The organism is Flavobacterium potami, from assembly GCF_020026915.1.
GTDB classification, from domain to species: domain Bacteria; phylum Bacteroidota; class Bacteroidia; order Flavobacteriales; family Flavobacteriaceae; genus Flavobacterium; species Flavobacterium potami.
Map to the genome: position 1 here is coordinate 144,988 of NZ_JAINUY010000005.1, position 24,869 is coordinate 169,856.

Annotated in this window: 16 protein-coding genes; 6 read left to right on the forward strand and 10 right to left on the reverse strand. The window is 34.8% G+C overall.

The window, feature by feature from the left end:
* Positions 1–24: 24 nt before the first annotated feature.
* Positions 25–5,712: an alpha-2-macroglobulin family protein gene (locus tag K6T82_RS15515; protein ID WP_223707352.1), complete on the reverse strand. Its 5,688-nt coding sequence runs from the start codon at positions 5,710–5,712 to the stop codon at positions 25–27.
* A 216-nt stretch (positions 5,713–5,928) separates the two neighbouring features.
* Positions 5,929–6,372, reverse strand: a complete 444-nt coding sequence (locus K6T82_RS15520; protein WP_223707354.1) for a nucleoside deaminase — start codon at positions 6,370–6,372, stop codon at positions 5,929–5,931.
* 61 nt (positions 6,373–6,433) lie between these two features.
* Between K6T82_RS15520 and K6T82_RS15525 the strand changes: the two genes are divergently transcribed.
* The 4 genes from K6T82_RS15525 to K6T82_RS15540 are packed head-to-tail and all read left to right on the forward strand — an operon-like array spanning position 6,434 to position 11,036.
* Positions 6,434–7,261: an energy transducer TonB gene (locus K6T82_RS15525; RefSeq protein WP_223707356.1), complete on the forward strand. Its 828-nt coding sequence runs from the start codon at positions 6,434–6,436 to the stop codon at positions 7,259–7,261.
* A complete protein-coding gene (locus tag K6T82_RS15530; RefSeq protein ID WP_223707358.1) occupies positions 7,258–8,166 on the forward strand; it encodes an energy transducer TonB in 909 nt (302 codons plus the stop codon). The genes K6T82_RS15525 and K6T82_RS15530 overlap by 4 nt, the downstream gene beginning before the upstream one ends.
* A 51-nt stretch (positions 8,167–8,217) precedes the next feature.
* Positions 8,218–10,005 carry a 1-deoxy-D-xylulose-5-phosphate synthase gene (locus tag K6T82_RS15535; RefSeq protein WP_223707360.1) on the forward strand — a complete coding sequence of 596 codons (1,788 nt, stop codon included), beginning with the start codon at positions 8,218–8,220 and terminating at the stop codon, positions 10,003–10,005.
* Between the two features lie 29 nt (positions 10,006–10,034).
* A complete protein-coding gene (locus tag K6T82_RS15540) occupies positions 10,035–11,036 on the forward strand; it encodes a DUF3078 domain-containing protein (RefSeq protein ID WP_223707363.1) in 1,002 nt (333 codons plus the stop codon).
* Between the two features lie 80 nt (positions 11,037–11,116).
* Here K6T82_RS15540 and K6T82_RS15545 read toward each other — a convergent pair whose 3' ends face one another.
* The 4 genes from K6T82_RS15545 to K6T82_RS15560 form a co-directional block, all read right to left on the reverse strand.
* Entirely contained in the window at positions 11,117–12,463 is a 1,347-nt protein-coding gene (locus K6T82_RS15545; protein WP_223707364.1) for a deoxyguanosinetriphosphate triphosphohydrolase, read from the reverse strand.
* Between the two features lie 135 nt (positions 12,464–12,598).
* The gene (pflA, locus tag K6T82_RS15550; RefSeq protein ID WP_223707366.1) at positions 12,599–13,381 is read right to left on the reverse strand and encodes a pyruvate formate-lyase-activating protein; all 783 of its coding nucleotides are present in this window, start codon (positions 13,379–13,381) and stop codon (positions 12,599–12,601) included.
* Between the two features lie 69 nt (positions 13,382–13,450).
* A complete protein-coding gene (gene pflB / locus K6T82_RS15555; protein ID WP_223707368.1) occupies positions 13,451–15,685 on the reverse strand; it encodes a formate C-acetyltransferase in 2,235 nt (744 codons plus the stop codon).
* 265 nt (positions 15,686–15,950) lie between these two features.
* Entirely contained in the window at positions 15,951–16,532 is a 582-nt protein-coding gene (locus K6T82_RS15560) for an outer membrane beta-barrel protein (protein WP_223707371.1), read from the reverse strand.
* Positions 16,533–16,681: 149 nt separating this feature from the next.
* Between K6T82_RS15560 and gldA the strand changes: the two genes are divergently transcribed.
* Together gldA and K6T82_RS15570 are read left to right on the forward strand one after the other, a co-directional pair.
* On the forward strand, positions 16,682–17,578 hold the full coding sequence (gene gldA, locus K6T82_RS15565; RefSeq protein WP_223707373.1) for a gliding motility-associated ABC transporter ATP-binding subunit GldA: 897 nt from the start codon (positions 16,682–16,684) through the stop codon (positions 17,576–17,578).
* 367 nt (positions 17,579–17,945) lie between these two features.
* A complete protein-coding gene (locus tag K6T82_RS15570) occupies positions 17,946–20,063 on the forward strand; it encodes a TonB-dependent receptor domain-containing protein (protein WP_223707376.1) in 2,118 nt (705 codons plus the stop codon).
* 89 nt (positions 20,064–20,152) lie between these two features.
* On the opposite strand, the gene K6T82_RS15575 is transcribed toward K6T82_RS15570, so the two are convergent.
* From K6T82_RS15575 to metF, 4 genes are all read right to left on the reverse strand, one after another.
* Positions 20,153–21,556, reverse strand: coding sequence for a pyridoxal phosphate-dependent decarboxylase family protein (locus K6T82_RS15575; RefSeq protein ID WP_223707378.1), 1,404 nt, complete (start codon positions 21,554–21,556; stop codon positions 20,153–20,155).
* An 82-nt stretch (positions 21,557–21,638) separates the two neighbouring features.
* Positions 21,639–22,862: a dicarboxylate/amino acid:cation symporter gene (locus K6T82_RS15580; protein WP_223707380.1), complete on the reverse strand. Its 1,224-nt coding sequence runs from the start codon at positions 22,860–22,862 to the stop codon at positions 21,639–21,641.
* 193 nt (positions 22,863–23,055) lie between these two features.
* Complete coding sequence (locus K6T82_RS15585) at positions 23,056–23,709, reverse strand: class I SAM-dependent methyltransferase (RefSeq protein WP_223707382.1); 654 nt, start codon at positions 23,707–23,709, stop codon at positions 23,056–23,058.
* Between the two features lie 132 nt (positions 23,710–23,841).
* Positions 23,842–24,798 carry a methylenetetrahydrofolate reductase [NAD(P)H] gene (gene metF / locus K6T82_RS15590; RefSeq protein WP_223707384.1) on the reverse strand — a complete coding sequence of 319 codons (957 nt, stop codon included), beginning with the start codon at positions 24,796–24,798 and terminating at the stop codon, positions 23,842–23,844.
* Positions 24,799–24,869 lie beyond the last annotated feature (71 nt).

Genomic DNA, 24,869 nt, shown 5'->3' on the forward strand with positions numbered 1-24,869 from the left:
CCTTATAATCTGTGGCTAACAATTTTATTTCACCACCTCAACCCAGAATCCTTTTGTTCTTGCTAAGAATGTATTATCATACATCGCTTCACATTGTAATCCTGGCAGGTAATAATTTCCTAGATATGATGCGTTTAACAGAATACGGAAAACTTTCGTTTCTCTCGCTTTCATTCCGAAATAGAAATTCGTTCTGTCGTCGCGGATATCAATATAATCTGCAATGTTGTTTACAGCGTCTCCATAATCGGTGAAACGAGTATTTACAATTTCGAATCCTGAAGGCAGGATTTGTGATAATGCCACATTTTGAATGCTTTCTCCTCTTTGGTTTTTAATCGTAACCTCAGCAACAAATTCGGTTCCCTGATTGATTTTGGAAACATTGATCACACTTCCTTTTCTGTCTTTGAATACGATAGAAGCTGTAACATCACTTTGAACTGCATTTTCTTGTCCTATTGGCAGAATTCCAGTGTTCAATACGCGAACATAAACCGTATTCGCTTTATTATTTTTCAGCGTAATACTGTTTGTGCCAGAAGCAACAGACAAACTACGATCTGCAACAGATTTTCCTGTATTTATAGTTTCTCCTTTTCCGTTTTTAGTGAATTGAATGTTGATTCCTTTTGGACCGTTGCTCACTGCAAATTTCGACATTGCATATAAACAATAAGCCGTTGTCTGCGTACTCATCCATTGATTTGCTGACATTTCTTTAGCTAGTTTCGTTGCCGTTACAAAAGCTTTCTGTTTTTGATCTAATAAAAGCATCGTTTCCAAAGCCATTGCTCTGTTTCTTTCGCTTGAACCATAATAGTAATAGCTGTAACCGTCTGAACTTCCGTCGATACTTGTTTTCAAGAATAAACTCTGCCCAGCCGATTTTTGACCTGCTAAAACATAAGCTGCCGCTAAACGAAGCATACTTTCGTTCGAAATACCTTTAGTTTCTCTCAATCTGTTCATGGCTGATAAATCGGCATTTCCTGCTAAAGCTAAAGTGTATAAACGATACGCCTGAGCTAAATCATTTCCGTATTTCGGCTCAAAACGCCATTGTTTCGCTTCTTTTTGCTGATACGACAGCCATTTTGATTTGAAGTTTATTGGTAAAACATATCCTTTTTTCTCTGCTTCAATCAAGAAATGTCCAGCGTAAGAAGTTCCCCAATCGTCTGCAATTGCATTTCCTTGCCAGTAAGGCAGACCTCCGTTTGATAATTGGAAATTCCCCAATCTGGCAATTCCAGCGGCAATATTTTTCTGAATCAGATCTTTGCGTTTCGCATCAATATCAGCCACATCTCCCAAGTATAATTGTGGAAAAACAGAAGAAGTTGTCTGCTCCACACAGCCGTGAGGATACTGAATTAAGAATTGTAATCTTCCGTTCAAATTCATAGACGGCATTGACGAAACTTCTAATCTTGCTTTATTGCTTCCGGCAATTCCAAAGGTTTTCCATGAAATTGTTTTGGTACTATTTGGCGTTAAAACAACATCGGTAAAAGTACTCGTAACCGGATTCGGATTCGTCATATCGATTTCAACATCATAAACTGATTTCTCACTTCCAGATGTTGCGATTACCTGAACTTTTGCAATTCCAGTTGCAGATCCTACGACCAGATTAAAGTAGGCCATTTTTTCATCCGGCTGTGCAAAACTTAGTTTTTGAACCGCGCTTCCCATTACTTTCAATCCGTTGCTTGTTTTTACTTGGATCGAAACATTTTTGATTTTGTTTTCAGTTGCAAAAACCGTTACTGGTAATGTTACTTTTTCTGATGGCGAAATTTTTCTCGGTAACGAAGCCAGAACCATCAACGGACTCTTAACTTGTGTTGCTTTTTCAACACTTCCATAAGCGCTTGTTTTTGTATCTCCTGCCACAATCATTGTTCGAACTGAACCAATATATTTCGGCAGTTTTAACTGATGTGATTTCGTTTCTCCTTTATCTAATTTAAACGGTCCATAGTACAATACAACTGGTTTAAAACGGTTTGCTTTTTTAGCTTTTCCTCCGCCTAAATCCTGATCACCACCAATACTGAAAATCTGATTTATTTTTCCGCCGTAAGCACCAATTACATCATCATAAATATCCCAGGTTTTTACGCCTAAAGCTTCACGAACATAGAAACTATCCCAGGCATTTGGTGTTTTAAAACGAGTTAAATCCAAAAGTCCTTCATCAACAACTGCGATGGTATAGGTCATTTCTTTACCTGATTTTTCGCCTACTTTTACCGTAAATGGCTGTTCTGGTCTTAAAACATCTGGCATGTTAATCGTTGGTGCCAAAATGGTATTTTTATCTACTACTTCGATTGGCACAATTCCGTACATACGAATTGGCGAATCGTTTTTGGTTGAAGCGTGAGGCTGTAACAACGTAATATTAAAATATACATTTGGTGCCATTTCTCCCGTAATCGGAACCTCAACTTTGGTTTCTCCTTTTTTGGTTTCGGCCCAAATAGTCTGCACTACTCTTGATCCGTTTTCTACAGAAATCAATGCACGTCCACCTTCACTTGAAGGGAAAGAAATCTGTGCTTTTTCCCCAACTGCATAGTTTTTCTTATCGGTAGAAAAAACTAACATATTAGCTGTTGAAGCGTCTCTGTTACGCGTTTTTCCCGACCAGATTGGCCAGTCGATATTTACGGTTAACGAAGTTGCATGACCATCTTCCTGATCGGCAACACGAATTAAATAACGTCCCCATTCTTCGTCTGTTAAAGCAAATTGGAAACTTCCTTTTCCGCTTGAATCGGTATTGATTACAAACGTTTTGTATGAAGTAGTTGCATTAGACGAGTTATAATTGGATAAATTATCGCTAGAAGAATCCCACCACCATCTCCAGTCTACTTTGTAAACTCGCACTTCGAGATTACGAACCGATTTTGGTCTTCCGTTTTCGTCAACTGTCACCACTTCAAAACGATTATTTGCTCTCGTTTCAAGCATGCTGTATTTATTCAGTTCTGGTGTTTTAAGTCCAACATAGGTTTTGTAAGGAGAATAAGTCGTTGACATTACATCGGTACTAAAATCCCCTCCTTCTTCATATACTTTTGTAATGAATGAAGCGCGAAGCATTCCTGGCGCCTGACCTTGCAATCTTGGCTGAATATTTACCGAAGCTTTTCCGCTTTCATTTAATTTTCCTGAGAAAACATTGATTTCTTCTGTACTGAATTGACGCGCCAAATCATCAAAAGTATATTTTTCGTAACCTTTGAAAGTTGTGGATTGTTGAGAGAATTTTGCCTGCATTTCTACATTCAAATTCTTCGCAATCGCACCGTGAAGCCACGTCACTTCTAGATTATCTGTATTTGGATATGATGCCGAAAGTGTATTTCTGCTAAATGTATTTTTGATTTTTAAACGATTTGGTTTTATCGTTTCAATCTTAATGCTCTTATAGAATTTTGCGCCTCCAACGCTAACCATTGCTTCCCAGTTTCCTGTTGGAGCATCTTGGTTTGTCGGAACTGTAAAAGCGTAATGATTCAGCTCATTTGTTTTTTGAACGGTTTGATAAACCGTTTTTCCATTCGGATCGTTTAATCGGAATTTAATTGGATGTGATTTCGGCAGTTTGTTCGCAGCATCATTCAAAATAAAAGACAAATACAAATTATCTCCAGGGCGCCAAACCCCTCTTTCTCCATAAATAAATCCTTTCAAACCTTTTTGTAAAGTCTCTCCCGCAACATCAAAATTACTTACAGATAATGAAAGTCCGTCATCCAGTTTCACGTAAGTCGATTGATCTCCTAAAGTAACAATAGCGAAATAAGCGAATTTGTCCAATTGGAAAGAGGCAATTCCTTCACTGCTTGTTGCTTGTGTTGCTATTTTTTGCTGTTGGAAATTATACAAATCCACTCTCGCATTCGAAACTGGTTCTGTTGTAACGATATTATTTACAGCAAATAAGTATGATTTATTTTCTCCTCTTTTAGCAATAACTCCTAAATCTGTAGCTAAAATATTGGTTGCGATTCTAGCATTGTAGAAATAAGAGCCTGTGCAAGGATCTTGACTTTCTCTCCAGTCGTAATCGTCATAATAATAGTAATCATCGTAAGAGTTTCCGCTGTAGTTTACGTCGTTTTCATCTACTTCTTCTTCCTCTGTTTCATCATCACTATTATCTGAAGTTTCACATTTGTACAATGAATATTTCTTTTTGTACACAAACTCCACTCTGTAAATCGCTCCTGGTTCTGGTTTGATAATTTTAGATAAATCTAAAGCATAGGTGTTCCATTTTGCCAGATTTACAAGCGTACTTTCTCTTAAATTGAGCGTTGTCTTGGCAATTGGCTGTGCGACTTTTTTGAGATTTTGTCCGCCGTTTAATTCATTATATTGAAGAAACTGCAGAATGTTATTTTTGTAAATTTTATACACTTTTACATCTACAGCACTCAGATTTACGGCTTCAAAATTCAGTTTTAAATTGTTTGAACTTGGCAGAATTGTCCCGTTTTTAATAAAACGAATATTAGGTTTTATTTGGTCAAAAGAGATTTTCTCGCTGTAATTGTTTTCTAGTTTTTTGCCGTACTGACTTTCGATTCCCTGAAATACTTCCAATAACAATTCGCCTGTAACAACTTGTTCTGGTTCTTCATCTGGCACATATTCAACAGCATCTTCTACAACAGCGGCGGCTGAATCTATTGCTACTGCTGCTGAATCAACTACTACGGCGGCCGAATCGACAGCAACGGCAGCTGGTTTTGCAACTGCTACGGCTATTGGTTCTTCTTTTTTAGGTGCATTTTGGTTTGTAAAATATACTTTTAATAAATTTCCTTGAGTCGAAAATTTAAGATTGTTAGTGTTCTGAATAGAAACCAATCCCGCGAAATCCTGCCCTTTCTCTAACGGTTCTGAGAAATTAATTAAAACCTGCTGATTGTTTCCGTCTGGAACTTCAACTTTTATGATTTTAAATTCGTTGATACTTGTAATCGGAAAATCGATTTGTCCTTTTTGATCGATATCGAAATCATTTCCGTCATAAATGATTTCCAAATTTGAAGCTTCTGATTGACGCTGAATACTGTCAATTATAAAATGAAATTCTTTTCCTGAAGACACATTTTTATCAAACTTAATTTTAAGATCGTTTCCGTTGTGTTTGGCTTTAACCAATTTAATGGCTGTTTCCAAATCAATATTATCGGCTGTTTTAAGCGTGCAGTTTAAATACTGATATTCTTTGCTGTACGATTGAATATCGCCAGTATTTATGGTAAAATCCTGTTTTACAGTTTTAACTGTAAAATTAAATTTTGAAAGTTCCTTTTCTTTCTCTTTTGGAATGGCTGTCAGCTTATCTAAGTTTAAAGTAACTTGATATTCTGTTCCCATTTTAAGTTTTTTCTCTGGAATAAAAGCTAAAGTATTTGTAGAAAGCGCAATAACTTTTCCACTTACACTTGGCGAAATATCAAACAAATCGTCGTCTAATTCTTGATTAGGTTTCCAATCGTTTTTATCGAATGCCAACACCACACGAATATCAGAATCTGCTGAAACGATACCGCCTGTAAAACTGGTAATGTAATCTTTGAATAATGAAAAATCGGAGTTGAAATCTGCAGCTGATTTACGCCCGCAAGATTGAAAAATAAAAAACACAAAAGATACGAGAATTAGTCCTTTTACTTTCACCTTTAATTAGAGTTAATTGGTTAATAAACTAAGAATTTAATACGATTTACTATCAAAAGTCATAACAGCAAAATCACAATTAAATTATTATAAAAGTAAAATATTTTCTGAATTCTTTAAGAGGAAAATTCTCTATTATGATTATTTAACTTTTGTTGAAGTTAGACAACTCATTAAAGCATGAATAAGAGTAACTCAGAATGATCATTGTCAAGATTATTTACGTCTTTCAAGAAAAAAACGTTTCATTAAATCGGCAGCTTCATTTGCCATTACTCCAGAAACAACCGTCGTTTTAGGATGCAGTTTTGTCCCCATATTCAAGAATCCACGTTGTTCGTCTCGGGCTCCAAAAACAATTTTCGAAATCTGACTCCAATACAAAGCTCCTGCACACATTTGGCAAGGTTCGAGCGTTACGTAAAGCGTACAGTCTTTTAAATATTTTCCACCTAGAAAGTTTGCTGCTGCTGTGATCGATTGCATTTCAGCATGCGCCGTTACATCATTCAGCAATTCAGTCAAATTGTGACTTCTTGCAATAACTTTATCAGCCACAACTACAATTGCCCCAACAGGAATTTCACCTTTTAAATAGGCTTCTTCAGCTTCCTGCAAAGCTTTTTTCATAAAATATTCGTCGGTGAAAGGATTTTCCATAGTTGCAAAAATAGGATTTTCGAATGTATTTTTTACTACATTTAGATTCTGAAATTTGAATATGGAAAGAAATCTTAAAATAACGATTCCTGAACCCTGTCAAGAAAACTGGGATAAAATGACGCCAAACGAAAATGGCCGTTTTTGTCTAAGCTGTTCTAAAACGGTTATCGATTTTACAACAATGCTTCCAGAAGAAATCAAGCATTTTTTTATTCAAAATGAAAATGAAAAAGTTTGTGGAAGATTTAGAAAATCACAATTAGATTCTATTACAATTCAAATTCCAAGTAAGGTTTTATATTCGCAAACCAATTATCATAAAATGTTTTTATTGGCTTTGTTTGTTGCAATGGGAACAACTTTGTTTAGCTGTGCTGACAAAGATGGAAAAAAGAAAAAAATTGATACAATTGAAGTTGTTGGACTCTCAGATCAAGACGAAACTCCATCTTCTTGTTATGGACATGAAATCGAATCTAAAAGAGAAAAAACAAAACAGAAAAAGTCTGAAGAACTGACTGTACTAGGAGCCATTTTACCTCCAGATTATATAAAAACAGGAAGTTTCAGCTATGACATTATATACCATTCAACCGACTTAGACGTTGCACCCGTTCCAGAAAGTGGAATGAAAAAATTTGATGCCTTTTTTATTAAAAATTATGTTACTCCAAAGGATACAGAAGATTTTAGAGGAAGAGCTTTTGTTATATTTGTTATCGAAAAAGATGGTAGTCTAAGTAATTTTAACATCGTTAAAAATACACCTAAAGCAATAGGAGAAGAAGCTATTAGAATTTTAAAAACAGGTTCAAATTGGATTCCTGGCAAATTAAAAAACCAAATTGTTCGATCAACTTACGTTTTGCCTATTAGAATTAAATGAAAAAACACAAAATCACCATTCCTGAACCCTGTCAAGAAAACTGGGATAAAATGACGCCAAACGAAAATGGCCGTTTTTGTCTGAGTTGCTCTAAAACGGTTGTTGATTTTACAACAATGCTTCCAGAAGAAATCCAGCATTTTTTTATTCAAAATGAAAATGAAAAAGTTTGTGGAAGATTTAGAAAATCGCAATTAGATTCTATTGTAATTCAAATTCCAAGTAAGGTATTATATTCTCAAACGAACTATCGTAAAATCTTTTTATTGGCTTTGTTTGTTGCAATGGGAACAACTTTGCTTAGCTGCCAAAATAAAGACGGAAGAAAACAAAAAATCGAGAAAGTAGAAATTACCAATGACACATCTAAATTAGACAGTAACATAAGAAAAGCTCTAATTAACAAAAATGATTCGACTTGCAATATTCCGCCTCCACCGCCTCCACCATCCAAATTACATGGCAACGATAACCCTGAAAAATATAAAAAAATGGTGAGTGGAGAAATTGTTTTAGAGGACCAAAAAGAACCTGCTCAAGCTCCGAAAACCACAAAAAAAGACAAAAAACTTTCTACTAACGTCAAGGAAGACGAAAGTCAATATCTTATTGGTGCCGTGATGCAGACAAATGCAGAATTTCCTGGTGGCATTGAGCAGTTTTATAACTTCTTTGCAAAAGAATTTAATACTCCTGAAAACATCTATACGAAAAACTTAAAAATTAGAGTTTCATTTGCTGTAGAAAAAGACGGTTCAATGTCGTATATGCAATCTGAACCGACAATCGATCAGGCTTTGGAACAAGAAATTATAAGGGTTTTTAAAATTTGTCCGAAATGGCAGCCGGGACAACTCAGTGGTAAAAAAATCAGAATGCAATATTCGTTGCCAATTACCTTTTAATCTCGTTAAACAAATTAAATTTAAAACCGTAAATTTGCTTTTTACCTTATAATGAAAAGCGATTTACTTTCTAACATATACAATCCGGCCGATTTACGTCTTTTAAAAGAAGAACAACTTACTCAGGTTGCTCAGGAACTGCGTCAGTTTATTATCGATGTTGTTTCTGTGAAAGAAGGGCATTTGGGCGCTAGTTTGGGCGTTGTAGAATTGACGATTGCTTTGCATTATGTTTTTAATACTCCCGATGATTTATTGGTTTGGGATGTCGGACATCAGGCTTACGGACATAAAATCCTGACCGAAAGAAGAGAAAATTTCGATACCAACCGTCAAATAAACGGTATTTCTGGATTCCCAAAAAGAAGCGAAAGTGTTTATGATACTTTTGGCGTTGGGCATTCTTCTACTTCTATTTCTGCTGCTTTAGGAATGGCAATTGCCTCTAAATTAAAAGGTGATTCCCAAAAAGAACATATTGCCGTAATTGGTGATGCTTCAATCGCGAGTGGTATGGCTTTCGAAGGTCTTAATCACGCCGGAGTTACCGATGCTAATATTTTAGTCATTCTGAATGATAATGCCATTGGAATTGATCCGAGTGTTGGTGCTTTGAAAAAATACCTTACTTCGGTAAAAAACGGAAAAAATCCGAGACAGAACAACATGATTAAATCTTTGAATTTTGATTATTCAGGTCCTATCGACGGTCATGATCTTCCGAAATTAATCAAAGAATTAAATCGTTTAAAAAACATTAAAGGCCCGAAATTCCTTCATATTGTAACTACAAAAGGAAAAGGTTTACAGCAAGCTGAAGAAAATCAGGTGAAATATCATGCGCCGGGAAAGTTTGATGCTTCAACTGGAGAAATTCATTTAAAATCGGAAGAAAATCTCCCTCCAAAATATCAGGACGTCTTTGGCTTGACCATTTTAGATTTAGCCAAAAAGAACGAAAAAATAATCGGAATAACGCCCGCAATGCCATCTGGAAGTTCATTAAAATTTATGATGGACGAATTACCAGATCGTGCTTTTGATGTCGGAATTGCCGAACAACATGCCGTAACGCTCGCAGCCGGAATGGCAACGCAGGGCATGATTGTTTATTGCAATATTTATTCGACTTTTTTACAGCGCGCTTACGATCAGGTCATACATGATGTTGCTTTGCAGAATTTACCTGTCATTTTTTGTTTAGACCGTGCCGGATTGGTCGGTGAAGATGGCGCAACCCATCATGGCGTTTTTGATATCGCTTATCTGCGCTCGATTCCGAATATGATGATTTATGCTCCTTTAAATGAAATTGAACTTCAAAATATTTTATATACTGCCCAATTAGGATTAGAACATCCAATTGCAATTCGATATCCAAGAGGTCGCGGTGTTATTTCAAACTGGGAAGTAGCAAATTTCGGACATTACGAAAAAATAAAAATCGGTGAGGCAAAATGTCTAAAAGATGGTACGAAAATTGCTGTTCTGTCGGCCGGAACAATTGGAAATAATGTTATAGAAGCTTTGAAAGAATCACTGTATTCTGAAACTATTGCACATTACAATTTTAGCTTTATTAAACCATTAGACGTCAATACATTAAACCATATCTTCTCCTCGTTTGAAAAAATCATAACAATCGAAGACGGAGTTAAAAAAGGTGGTTTTGGAAGTGCTATTTTAGAATTCGCAGCAGCCAATAATTTTAAAAATACGATTGAAATTTTGGGTGTTCCAGACGAATTCATTGAGCATGGAACCGTAGCACAGCTACAACAATTATGTAATATTGACGTTAAAAGTCTAGTAAATCTTTTTTCTAACGGTTCAAAATAAGTATTTTGCGACACCAAAACAATTACCAAATGAAATTATTACGTTCAACCCTTTTACTATTTTTACTGCTAAGTAATTCGACAATCTTCGCCCAAATTATACAAACTACTTTAAGTCCAAATCAAGTGCCTAAACCGCCCTCGAACTGGTCACAAAAGAATCAATTGGGGTTTGATATTTCCGAAATTGCATTTGTCAATTGGAGTGCCGGGGGAACAAGTTCTATTTCTGGTTTGTTTAAAGGAGAATTTGGAAGAACTTACATAAAGAAAAATCATAAATGGGTCAATGAACTTATCGTAAAATATGGTTTAAATAAGCAAGACGGAACTGAAATAAGAAAAACAGACGACGCTCTTCAATTTAACTCTACTTACGGTTTTAGAAAAGATACATCATCAAATTGGTTTTATTCATCAAAACTAAATTTCAATACCCAATTTACTGACGGTTATAATTATCCAAACCGAGATGTCGCAATCTCTAAACCTTTTGCACCGGCATATATCTTTCTTGGAGCTGGAGCCGAGAATGCCAATAAGAAAAAAAACAGAGTTTTTTACTTCTCTCCTATTACGTTAAAAACTACTTTAGTATTGGATCAAAATCTTGCCAATCAAGGTTCTTTCGGGGTTAAGAAAGCAGTTTATGCACCAGATCCATTAGATCCTACTCAACAAATATTAATTGAAGAAGGCCAGAAAGTAAAAGCCGAATTTGGTATACTTTTTACAGCATATATGAAAAACGAAATCTATAAAAACGTTTTTTATGAAAATCGATTGAGTTTATATACAGATTATTTGAATAAATTCGGAAATGTCGATATCGATTATGATACCCGTCTAGATCTTGTAGTTAATGCTTATGTAAAAGCAAATATTGGTGTTCATTTAGTGTATGATGACGATATTAAAACTAAAAAAGACGTTATTGATCCCACAACGGGAAATAAAACACAAGTGAATGACGGACCTAGAATGCAGTTAAGACAAGTTCTTGGAGTAGGTCTAGTTTATGCTTTCAAATAAGCCAACATAAAAATACAGCTATAAAAAAAGCTTCTTTTAGAATTTCTGAAAGAAGCTTTTTTTTATGAATGAAAATCTGCTTAACGCTTTTTTTGTCCCTGAATTGTTTCATACAGCTCCAAAGCATTTCCGTCGGTTAGTAATGAAACGTAATGGCAGATATGTAGCAAACGCTCATATAAATTCCCCTTATCCAAATGATGTTTTTCTGGAAGCATTTTCAAGATCAATTTATCATAATTGGAAGCCGTTCCTTCATATTTATTGTTGAATGCTGTGATAAATTTATCCAATAGCGTCTGAATAATTTGATACCCTACGATCTCTTTCTCGATCACTTCCCTGCTCTGATAGATTTTATCAACACTTAGTTTGATAATATCATTCATTTGCGCCTTGTATTTACTTTTATCTGTTAAGGCATACGGAAAATTTCCGGCCAAAATTGCTTCTTCATTCTCAATAAAAACATCTACAGCATCGTTGATTAAGGTTCCAATTGCTAATGCTCTCAAATAACTAATTCTGTCTTCTTTGGTTTCTAATAATTTATATTTAGAAACTCCAATATTATCTTTTACCAGTTTAATAAGGTATTCCAAAGCATAATCTTCAGAAACCAAGCCCAGATTTATTCCGTCTTCGAAGTCAATAATCGTGTAACAGATATCGTCTGCTGCTTCCACCAGATATGCCAGAGGATGTCTCTCAAAACCAATATCTTCTCCAGATTTATTAGCGATCATTCCCATATCTTTGGCTACTTCTTCAAAAAACAATTTATCTGTTTGGAAGAAACCATATTTTTTATCGCCAATATTGTTAGTTGGTTTTTTAGGGAGGCTTTCTTTAGGATATTTCATAAAAGCGCCTAAAGTGGCGTAAGAAATACGAAGTCCGCCTTCAATTCCTGGGCGGCTTCCTGTTAAAACTGAAAATCCATTTGCATTTCCTTCAAAATCAATCAAATCCTGCCATTGTTTATCTGTCAGCTGATTTCTATATTTCTGTCCGTTTCCGATAGAAAAATATTCTCCGATTGCTTTTTCGCCAGAATGTCCAAAAGGCGGATTCCCGATATCATGTGCCAATGAGGCCGCAGCCACAATTGCACCAAAATCATTCATATGATAACCGTGAACTTCTTTTAAATAGGGATATTTTTCAATGATTTTCTTTCCTACCAAACGTCCAAGCGAACGACCAACAACCGAAACTTCCAAACTGTGCGTTAAACGCGTGTGCACGAAATCGGTTTTAGAAAGCGGAATAACTTGCGTTTTATCTTGTAAACTTCTAAATGCTGCAGAAAAGATAATTCGGTCATAATCGACTTCAAATCCCAAACGAGTATCATCTTGTTCTATACGTAATCTTTTGCCTGTATCGCCTTGCTTCTTAAGAGATAAAAGTTGTTCCCAGTTCATTTTTGTATTTTAGATTTTCAGATTCTAGATTTCACATCCAATTGTCAAAAATACGTTTTATTTAGGATTTCATTCAAGAAATTATAGTATTTAAAAAAGATAAAACTCGTGCCCCTTCAGGCTAGGCATAACTTCTTACTTAAGTATGACGTTTTTAAAATATTTCTGAAAAATTGCCAATGCTTCTTTCTTGCTTTTTGCTGTTGGCGGAGGAGTGTTTTTTAACGAATAAGGCATTTTCAACAGTTCCCATTTTTGAGATCCAAGCTGATGAAACGGTATAATTTCTACACGTTCTGCAGTTTTATAATTGCTAAAATGTTGTCCCCATTCTTCGAGATATTCAGGTTGATCTGTCCAGCCTGGAACCAAAACATATCGCAACCACATTGGTTTTCCGGTAGATTCTCTATAAGCTGCAACTTCCAATGTGTTTTTATTGGTTAGCCCTGTTAATTTGTGATGTATCTCATCGTTGATATGTTTTACATCCAATAATAAAATATCTGTATTATCAAAAAGTTCCTGTGCCTGATGATTATTTAGTCTTCCGTTGGTATCCAGACAAGTATTTATACCTTCTTCGTGCAAACGCTTAAAAAAATGAATCAATTTATTTCTCTGAAGCAAAGGTTCGCCGCCAGAAACAGTTACACCGCCAGTTGTTCCAAAATAATTTTTCTGACGAATGGCCCTTTTCACCAATTCTTCTATTTCGACTAAAGATCCGCCTTTCACATCTAAAGTATCTGGATTTTGACAATACAAACATCTAAACTGACATCCTTGTACGAACACAACCATTCTGATTCCAGGTCCGTCATGTGTGCCAAAGGTTTCCAGCGAATGGATTCTTAAATGATCGGGATCGTCAATGTTTAATTTAGCAGCTTCTATATCTTGTAATGGAAAATACATAATTCTTAAAATAAGATTGAATAAAAAGGCTGGCTAACTCTAGCCAGCCTTATATAGACTTATAAATTTTTACATCGCTTCGTGGAAGGTACGTGCAATAACCTCCAGCTGATGTGCCCTTGATAATCGCACAAAGTTTACAGCATAACCCGAAACTCTGATTGTTAACTGCGGGTGATTTTCAGGATGATTATAAGCATCTTGAAGTGTCTCGCGATTTAAAACATTTACATTTAAGTGATGTGCCATTTGTTTAAAATAACCACTTAAAACATGAACCAAATTGGTTACTTGCTCTTCTCTGGTATCTCCTAACGATTTTGGAATCATTGAAAAAGTATTCGAAATACCATCCTGAGCATCGTTATAATTTAGTTTTGCAACAGAATTTAAAGAAGCAATAGCACCGCTAGAATCACGACCATGCATTGGGTTTGCACCCGGAGCAAAAGACTCACCTTCTTTACGACCGTCTGGCGTTGCGCCTGTATTCGTTCCGTACATTACGTTTGAAGTAATAGTTAACAACGAAAGTGTTGGCGTCGCGTTTTTGTATGCTTCATGCTTTCTTAATTCATTAATAAAGAAAGATGTAATTTCCTGTGCAATTGAGTCTACTCTGTCATCATCGTTTCCAAATTTTGGATAATCGCCTTCAATATTAAAATCTACTGTAAGACCGTTTTCATCTCTAATTGGTTTTACTTTAGCATATTTTATTGCTGATAATGAATCGGCTATAATAGAAATTCCTGCTGCTCCATAAGCAATATCAACATGCGGATCAGAATCGATCAAAGCCATTTGAGCTCTTTCGTAGTAATACTTATCATGCATATAATGAATAATATACATTGACTTCGCATATACTCTTGCCAAATCTTTCATAGTATTTTTAAAAGAGCTTAAAACCACTTCATAATCTAAAACCTCATCATTTATAAACGGAATATCTTTCATAATTAATACACCGCCCTTTTCTTCTCTTCCTCCATTTAATGCAATTAATAAAGCTTTAGGCAGATTGGCACGCGCCCCAAAATGTTGGATTGATTTACCAATTTCCTGATGAGAAACACAACAAGCAATTCCGTAATCATCAGAACCTCTGCTGGTTCTCATTAAATCGTCATTTTCATATTGAATTGAAGAAGTATCAATTGAAACCTGCGCACAGAAATTTTTGAAACCATCCGGTAGATCCTCAGACCATAAAACAGTTAAATTTGGTTCTGGTGATGCTCCAAGATTATATAATGTCTGAAGGAATCTAAATGATGTTTTAGTGACTTTTGTTCTGCCATCGTTGAACATTCCGCCAATACATTCTGTTACCCAAGTTGGATCTCCTCCAAATATTTCGTCATAAGCTCCTGGTCTTAAATGGCGCACCATTCTTAGCTTCATAACAAATTGATCTACTAGCTCCTGCGCTTCATCTTCGGTAATTAATCCATCTTTCAGATCTCTGTCTATATAGATATCTAAGAAAGAAGAAACATTACCCAATGACATTGCTGCTCCGTCTTGTTCTTTTACTGCAGCCAAATAAGCAAAATAAACCCATTGCACGGCTTCTTTTGCATTTTGAGCTGGTTTTGAAATATCAAAACCATAATCTTCTGCCATGATAAGCATATCGCGAAGAGCGCTGATTTGAGATGAAATTTCTTCACGAAGACGTACTTTATGCTCGGTCATTTCACCTCCAACCTTACTATAATCTTCTTTTTTAAACTCAATCAACTGATTAACTCCGTACAAAGCCATACGACGAAAATCTCCAATTATACGGCCACGCGCATAATTATCTGGCAAACCTGTTAAAATATGTTTAGATCGATAATCTCTAATTTCTTTATCATAGGCATCAAAGACTTTTTCGTTATGATTTTTAGCATAATTAAAAATATCCAATACGCGATCAGACACATGCAATCCTCTTTCTTTTACAGCGGCTTCTACCAATTTGATTCCGCCAAAAGGTTTCATGGCTCTTTTAAGTACTTGATCGGTTTGTAAACCTACAATAACTTCATCTTCTTTATTGATATATCCTGGTTTAAATGCATTTATACTTGAGATCATTTCTACATCTATTGCCAAACATCCGTTGTTGGCTCTTTCTTTTAATAAAGATGCTTTACAGATATTCCACAAGTTGGTAGTTTTTGTTGATGGTCCAGATAAAAAAGATGCGTCTCCATTATAAGGCGTTATATTTTTTACTACAAAATCCTGAACATTTACTGATGTTTGCCATTTGCCGGGTGCAAATTCAATTTTTTCGACACTTGCTTTCATAATAGATTTCATTTAATAGATTCTACATCAAAGCTCCATAAAAAAACAAACAAAAAACATGATAATAATCAACAAATAAAGCTTTTTACTAAAAAATACGCAAACGATATAGAAGAATAAGCAATTAAGTTATGAATATTAAAAAATCAAAGACAATCTTAAAAAGACAGTTAAAAACTACAAAAACAACAGATTTGGTAATATTTCCTCAAAAAAAAGCACTCCAATGGAGTGCTTTCTGAAATTGAATTTATAAAACTAACGATTAGAAGTTTTTAGAAATTCCAATATTGAATGTTTTACCAAAATTAAAGTAGAAATTACTGTAATCTTCTCCGTTGTCATCAAAGCTTAAAGTTTCATATCCTAAACCACCAATGCTGAAGTTAAGACCAAAACCTTTTTTCATGTTAATGAAAAGCGCTGGAGTTACATCTACATAAGCACCGTCTCCTTTATATCTTACATAATTGTTTGCATTAGTGTAGATTTTGTTCTTTTCAGTTTGGAAACCAACTCCCATATCTGCAAAAACAGAGAAAGTTTGGCTTAATGATTTTGTGTAACGTACAAAACCACCTGTTCTAAATTTGTTGTCTTTACGTTTTACATCTGCATTATCAACATCAGATGTACTTAGAGAAAGTTCACCTCCTACTGTCCAGTTTTCGTGAAATTGGTAACCTACTTTAGGAGAGAAAGTAAAGGTACTTGCTTTGTCTTCACTAAATCTGAATTCTGATTTTTCAGATGTGTATCCGATGTTACCACCTACTAAGATTGTTCCTTTTTGTGCGTTTGCAAAACTGCAGATAGCTAAAGCAGCCATCACTAAAATTTTTTTCATGATTTGGGTTTATTTTTAATTTTAGCATTCCTTTAACAACAACAATGCCGTGGATTCAAGGTTTGTTAATTTTTTTTAGAATTACTTTAGAACACAAAATGTAGTAATCGAAACTATTTCTCGTTACTTTTGTAGCAAATAAAAAGTACATGTCGATAGAAGTAAACAGCATATCAAAAAGTTACGGAGAGCAAAAAGCTTTAAATGAAATTTCTTTTAAAATTGAAAAAGGAGAAATTGTAGGATTTCTTGGTCCGAACGGAGCTGGAAAATCTACTCTAATGAAAATTTTGACGACTTATTTGCTCGCCGATAGTGGCTCAGCCCTTGTAAATGGTCATGATGTCATGACAAATGCAAAAGAAGTACAACGCTCAATTGGATACTTACCAGAGCATAATCCGCTGTATTTGGATTTGTATGTTCGTGAATATTTGGCATTTAATGCTGATGTTTACAGTGTGCCAAAATCAAGAATTGAAGAAGTAATTCAACTGACAGGACTGACACCAGAAAGCCATAAAAAGATTGGCCAGCTTTCTAAAGGATATCGTCAACGTGTTGGATTGGCGAATGCTTTATTGCACAATCCAGATGTGTTAATTTTGGACGAACCAACTACTGGTCTGGATCCGAATCAGTTAATGGAAATTCGAAATGTAATTAAAAATGCAGGAAAAGATAAAACCGTTTTTTTATCTACACACATCATGCAAGAAGTCGAAGCAATTTGCGACCGTGTCATCATTATTGACAAAGGACAAATTGTTGCTGATAATAAATTAGACCATTTGGTTACGACAGATAAGGAACAAGTTATTGAGGTTGAGTTCGATTACAAAATAGAAGAGCAGCTTTTGGCTAAACTAGAAAATATTTCTTCGTACGTAAATACGCATGACATGACATGGGAACTAACTTTTGTTACAGACAAAGACATGCGCCCAGCAATTTTTGACTTTGCCAACGAAAATGGATTAAAGACATTACAATTAAATCAGAAAAATAAAAATCTAGAAGCTGTTTTTAGAGAAATTACTAAATAAGTATTCAGTCTCAGTCGCGGTTTTCAATTAGAAAAGCGGTTTGTTTTTAAATAAAACAAACCGCTTTTTTTATTCTCTTTTCTCTTCAAATCAGCAAATTAAAGTTTTTTCTAAAAAAATAATTACTATTTTTATTTAGACTTGTTATAAATAGTATTATATTTGGCAAATCAAATATTAAATGCCACGGTATGTTACTTATACTCCAAACCCTCAAAAAAACTATTTCCGTTGTTTTAAATCAAGCACAAAATCTTCAAAAAAGGTTTTCAGACCAATTAGAACAAATAGTTCTACAATAAGTCCTGCTTAAAAATTTACAAGATTACATTCTAAACAAAATTTAGACTTGCCAAATTAAAACAACATGAAAAATTTTATAACCTCCATTATGCTAGCTTTTTCGGTATATGGATATTCTCAAACAGAAAAAGAAACCGATAGTATTGTAGAAACAACTATAACAGCTTTAGACGAAATTGTGATTAGCAAAAAGAAAGTACTTTATACTCAAAAATCAGATCGTTTGGTTTTTAACGTAGAAAACAGCATTGTCTCTGAAGGCGGAACCGCTCTTGATGTGTTGTCGCGTGCGCCTGGCGTCGTGGTTTCGCAAGATGGCGATTTGTCTATTCGTGGTCAACAAGGTGTTGCCGTTATGATCAACGGAAAACTGACTCAGCTTTCTCAAAAAGAATTGGCTAATTATTTAAAAGCTACAACCTCATCCAATATTAAACAAATTGAAGTCATCACTAATCCTTCTTCCAAATATGATGCGGCTGGAAAAGCCGGAATTATCAATATTATCCTTAAAAAACCAAATGCATCTGGTTTAAAAGGAACAGCTTTTACTAGTTATGGAAGAGGTCGAAAAAACAGAACCAATTCGGGCTTCAACTTAAACTATAATAAAGATAAATGGGGCGTCTTCGGAAATTACAGTTATACTTTCCGTGGAGAAGAAGAACGCAAAGAATTCAATCAAACGCAATATACAGACCAAACACGTCAGGAAATTGCATCAAAAAATCATCAAACCTCTATTACTGATGAACCTTTGACTTCTAATAATTTCAAAATCGGAACGCAATATGAAGTTTCACCAAAAACAAATTTAGAGTTCTATGTTGACGCCAAAATCGGACGTTACCAGAATATGGCAGACGGAACAAATACCGTTTTCAATACCTCAAATCAACCGATTTTTGACGCTGTGACTTATAATGATAGTAAAGAAAAATGGAATGATTACACCTATGCTTTTTCTGGACTGCATAAGTTTAATGATACAGGAAAAAATATGGCTTTTGATTTTGAATATGAAACTTCAAAATTCAGATCCAATCAATTTCAAAGTGCAGACAATACCGCAAATGCAACCGTTGTAAACGATCGTCGTGGTTTTATTCCTTCTCAATTAAGAGTTTTTACAGGGAAGTTAGATTTTGTAAATCCGTTTAAAGAAAAGCAATCTATCGAATGGGGTTTTAAAGGAAGCATCAAAAACAATGATAATCCTTCTGTTTACGAATATTTTGAAAACAACCAATGGTTAATCGATACAAATTCGACCAATCATTTTGAATATAACGAACAAATTTATGCTGCGTACGCAAACTATAAATATCAATTGGAAAAATTGAATATTCAGGTTGGTTTAAGAACAGAATATACCGCGATAAATATTGATCAAAAGACTTTAAATGAAGAACATGCAACTGATTATTTAAAATGGTTTCCGAGTCTTTCGTTAAAGTACGAATTTACGAATAATCATTCTACACATGCTTCTTACAGTAAAAGAATCAACAGACCGAGTCAATTTGATTTGAATCCGTTTCGTTTTTACGATGATTCGTTCAATTATTCCCAAGGTAATCCGAATTTGATTCCTGAGATCACGCATGCAATGGAAATTGGCTATGTCTGGAAAAGCAACTTTATGGCTTCTGTTTATTTTAACAGCACTAAAGACGTTTTCACGGAAGTGTACAACTATAATCCAGACACCAATACAACGGTTACTACTCAAATCAATGTTGATAAATCATACAATTACGGAATCAACATTACGAATACAGCAGAATTTTATAAATGGTGGTCTGTGAATACTTTGTTCAATGTTTTTGAAAATAAATTCATGGGACAAGTTTTAAACAGCAACACCATTGATCCCATTATGACTTTGAATGTTAGCGTTCAAAATTCATTTACTATCAGTGATACTTGGAAAGCCGAAGGAAATGCACAATATCAGTCGAAATCAAATCTTGGGGTTTATCAGAGAGATGGTTTCTTCGATTTCAGCATCGGAATTTCTAAACAGGTTTTAGCTAAAAAGGGAAATGTCAAATTGAATTTTACTGATGTTTTCAATACCAATAATTTCTACATTAAGTCTGTAGTTGCGCAAACGGGTTTTGATAAAAGATATGATCTAGATAATCGTATTGCGACAATTGCATTTACATACCGCATTTAAAATTCGTTCTTTAAATACCTTGTTTTTTGTTTTTTTTTGTGTTAGTTAAGAGCCTGTTCCTTCAAACAGGCTCTTCTACTTTTATAGCATTATAATTCCTGAAAAACTTCGACCATTTCCTGAATTACTATTCTAATATCTTGTTCTGAAGTTCTCCAATTCACAAAAGATGCCCTAATTCCTTTTCGGTTTTGATAAACTGTCGGCGTCATAAAGACTTTTCCTCCATCATTTAACTGGGTTAAAAATTGAGTTACTTTATCCTGATTTTCATTTCCTTTTAAAGTAAAACAAACATTATTTAAACGAATCGGTGCAAGCAATTCGAAGTATTCCTGTTCTATTAATGCATTTGCAAAATGTAACGCCAAGGAAGTACTGTTTTCAATAATGTCTTTATAACCTTCTTTTCCATACGCTTTAAGCGAAAACCAAGCTGGCAACGCACGAAGTCGACGAGAATTTTCAGGAAGCACATTCAAATAATTAAAATTCTCTAACGGGTTTCCTAAATACGGCGCATTTGAATTTTGGAATGTTTCAACCTGAAGATGAATATGTTCTTTTTTAATTAAATAAAAAGCACTTTCATAAGGCACATTCAGCCATTTATGACAATCAATAGTAATACTGTCTGCATTTTCCCAGCCTTTTACTAAATGCTTGTATTTTTCTGAAACAGCGGCAAATCCGCCAAAAGCAGCGTCGATATGCCACCAGAATTTATATTTTTTTCTCAATTCTGAAATCGCTTCAAAATCATCAAAATCGGCTGTATTTACAGTTCCAGCACTCGAAATTAAGATAAAAGGTTTTCCGTTTAGACTTTCAATATTTTTTTCCAAATCTGAAATATCAATTGCTTCTCTATTGCCTTCGATTGTTTTTATCAAAGTATAATTCTGACTTCCAACACCTAACATTGAAAGTGATTTTATAGAAGAAGAATGTGGCGTTGCCGTTAAAATATTGATGGTTTCTGAAATTCCGTTTTTAGCAAAATCCTTTCCAAATTGCGCCCCAAACCATTGTCTTGCAACTCCCAAATTTGTGAAATTTGACATTGTTGCCCCAGTAACAAATCCGCCAGTGAAATCATCTGGTAAATCTAAAAGTTCTAACAACAGATTAATGGTCTCTGCTTCAATTAAAGCAGAAACTCCTCCCTGATTGCGAAAAGCCTGCGGATTCTGATCGTAAATCGCCGTAAGCCAATCTCCAACAATAGACGCTGGCGTTGAACCTCCGGTTACAAAACCCCAATATCTTGGACCTGGCAAAGCTACCATTAAAGGCGCTAATCTCTGATTGAATTCTTCCAAAGCTCCTAGAGAACCTAATCCAAGTTGGTTTAATTCTTTTTGAGAATCAATCGAATAACTATTTGAAGTCGGAATGCTTTCTATATTGTTTAGAAAATCAATTCCCTTTTGTTTTGTTTGCTCTAAAATATTGGAGAAATCGTTTAAATCTTGCTGTAATATTGAATTCATAAGATTGTTGTATTAGTTATGTCGCATAGATTACGCGAATAAAAAAAAGAGTATAAAAGTTTTTGTTGTTTGTATTAAAAAGCTACCATTTTGTTTTCTCAGAGAACCTCGAAACCAGCATTGACGAAATCACATCACCATTGGCATTTAGCAAAGTCGCAATTGGGTCAACTAAAGTTCCTAAAATCATAGCTACTGGAAGCGCTTGTTCCATCGGAAAACCATAAACGGTAATGGCCAAAACTTCGCCGATATATCCCCCATTCGGAATTCCACCTTCAACAATAGAAACAATTATGGTGATTCCTAATGCCAAAAGAATAGTGGAAGGTTCTGTGAAATCTTTTCCAAACATGGAAAACAGAAAAGTAATTTTTAAGATGGAAGACATACTCGAACCATCTTTATGTAAAGGCGCTCCAAGCGGAATTACAAGGTTTCGAACATGCGCCGGAATTCCCATTTTTTGTGCAGCTTCCAAATTGGCAGGAATGGTTGCAATACTGCTGCAAGTTCCTATTGCCGTTAAAGAAGGTGTGATATTATTGCTCCAAAAGACTTTAAAAGCTCTTTTCCCGCCAGCAATAATAGCATACAAACTGAAAAAGGTAAAGAAATAAAAGATGCAAGCTGCATAATAAACCGCCATAGGTTTTGCATAAACGCCAAATAATTGAGGACCGAAAATCCCAACTTGATAAGCAAAATAAGCTCCTAGACCGATTGGTGCAAATTTCATGATGATATTCAACAATTGCTTCATCACTTCATTTCCAGAATCTAGAAAACTCTTGAAAGCTTTTCCTTTTTCTCCCGATTGTAAAGTGGCAAAACCAATTAAAAAGGAAAATATAATCAACGCCAACATGCTTTTTCGAGACAATAATTCTGAAAAATCATTTACTGTAACCAATTGTGCAATCTGATCGCCGACTGATCCTGATTTAATTTCTTCAAAAGGAAGTTTCGCAACAGCAATATCTTGATGAATTGGAAAAAGATAAACCGCAAAAACCATGACAATGGCTGAAATCAAAAGCGTCGAAAGGAAAACTAAAATCATTATTCCGAATAGTTTACCAAGCTTTTCTTTCTGTTCCAAATTCGCAACCGACGAACCAATTGTAAAGAAGATTAGCGGAATAATCGCAGTGAAAAGCAAATTCAGGAAAATATCTCCAATTGGTTTTATAATCAAAACTTTCTCTCCGAAAACTAACCCAAAAATACTTCCAACTATAATACCTCCAAGAAGCAAAAGTATACTGCTGTAACTTTGTAGAAAATTGATTTTTTTAGTTTCCATAATGATAAAAGGGTTATTTAAAGTTCAGCAACCTTTAGTTTTAAACACATAGAAACATAGATTTTTTTCTGGAAGAGGCGTTTGAAAGAAACTAGTTTCTAACACATAGCTATGTGAATTTATGCAAGTGAAACGTCTTTATTGATTCCAACAAACTATGTTTCTATGTGTTTAAATAAATTTATAGACGCTTTTATTTCTCAAGAACAATAGTAGTAAAAGCTCTGTCAACCAATTCTCCTGTTTTACTTTTAACTTTTTCGGTTTGAGTTTCGGTATAAACAATTTGAAAAGCTGTTTTCTCTATTAATTGCTGCGCTTTTTCGGTGCTGTAAAGCTCAAATTCAAACTGCGTAAAGGGCAACTTTTTCATAAAATCTTCTTCGGCAAATGTCAAACAGAAATTTCCATTTGGTTTTAAAACTCTATAGATTTCTGAAAGCAATTCCTCTGGCTTCTGCCAAAAATAAATGGTATTTACTGTGAATATTTTATCGAAAGATTCGTCTTCAAACGGAATCTTGTTTCCGTCATAAAGTGAAAAAAAGGCCTGTTTTTGAGAAACAAAATTTCTGTTGATTTGGCGTGCTTCCTGAAACATTAGTTCCGACATTTCGAGTCCGTAATATTTTAGGTTTTCTGCTTGTTCGAAAAGAAATTCAACATGGCCTGCGTTTCCGTGACCTAATTCTAGAATTTTATTTTCCTTTGAAATATTTAGATTTTGAATGGAATGTTTGGTCATATTGATGTTCGTTTCGTTCATCATATTTCCCATTTCGATTCCTTTTTCTCCTGATGGATGTTTTAATTGAGAAGCGATGGCTTGTAATTCTTCATTTTTCATGATGTAAAAATTTTAAGCTTCTAAATTAAGCAATTCCACGTTATGTTTGTCATTGCGAGGAACGAAGCAACTACAGCTACAAAATCACCAAAGAACATACTTCGTGAGATTGCTTCGTTCCTCGCAATGACCTTAAAAAACCTGACTAGCAATCTGACGAATATTCTCAGATTTACCCATTGAATAATAGTGTAAAAACGGAACTCCAGCTGCTTTTAATTCTAATGACTGCTGAATTGCCCATTCGATTCCGACTTGTTTGATTTCAGCGTTATTTTTGCATTTGTCTACCGCATCAATTAGATCTTCAGGTAAATCGATTCTGAAAATTTGAGGTAGAACTTGTAAATGTCTTTGAACAGCAATTGGTTTAATTCCAGGAATAATCGGAATTGTGATTCCCATTTCTCTTGCTTTTTCTACGAAAGCAAAATATTTAGCATTATCAAAAAACATCTGTGTTACTACATAATCAGCTCCTGCATCTACTTTTTCTTTTAATCTTTTTAAATCGGATTGCAAAGAAGGAGATTCTAAATGTTTCTCCGGATAACCCGCAACTCCAATACAGAAATCGGCTCTGTTATCAGTATCGATTACTTCATGCAGATATTGTCCAGAGTTTAAATCTTTAATTTGTTTTACCAAATCAATTGCATAATGATTTCCACCTGCTTTTGGTACAAAAGACTGCTCGTCTTTCATGGCATCTCCACGAAGTGCCATTACGTTATTGATTCCTAAATAATGACAGTCGACCAGCACGTACTCAGTTTCTTCTTTTGTAAAACCGCCGCAAAGCAAATGCGGAACTGTGTCAACATTGTATTTGTGTTTTATAGAAGCGCAGATTCCAAGCGTTCCCGGGCGCATACGAGTCAATTTTTTATCCAAAAGTCCGTTGCCTTTGTCAATATAAATGTACTCTTCACGAGAAGTCGTTACATCAATAAACGGCGGATTAAACTCCATCAACGGATCAATATTATCGTATAATTCCTGAATGCTTTTCCCCTTTTGAGGCGGAATAATTTCAAATGAGAATAATGTTTTTCCTTTGGCGTTTTCTATATGTTCTGTTACTTTCATTATTTGTTTTTTGTTTCAAGTTTGCTTCGCCAATTCGGCTAAAGCCTCGTGTCAGGTTTCAGGTTTCAAGT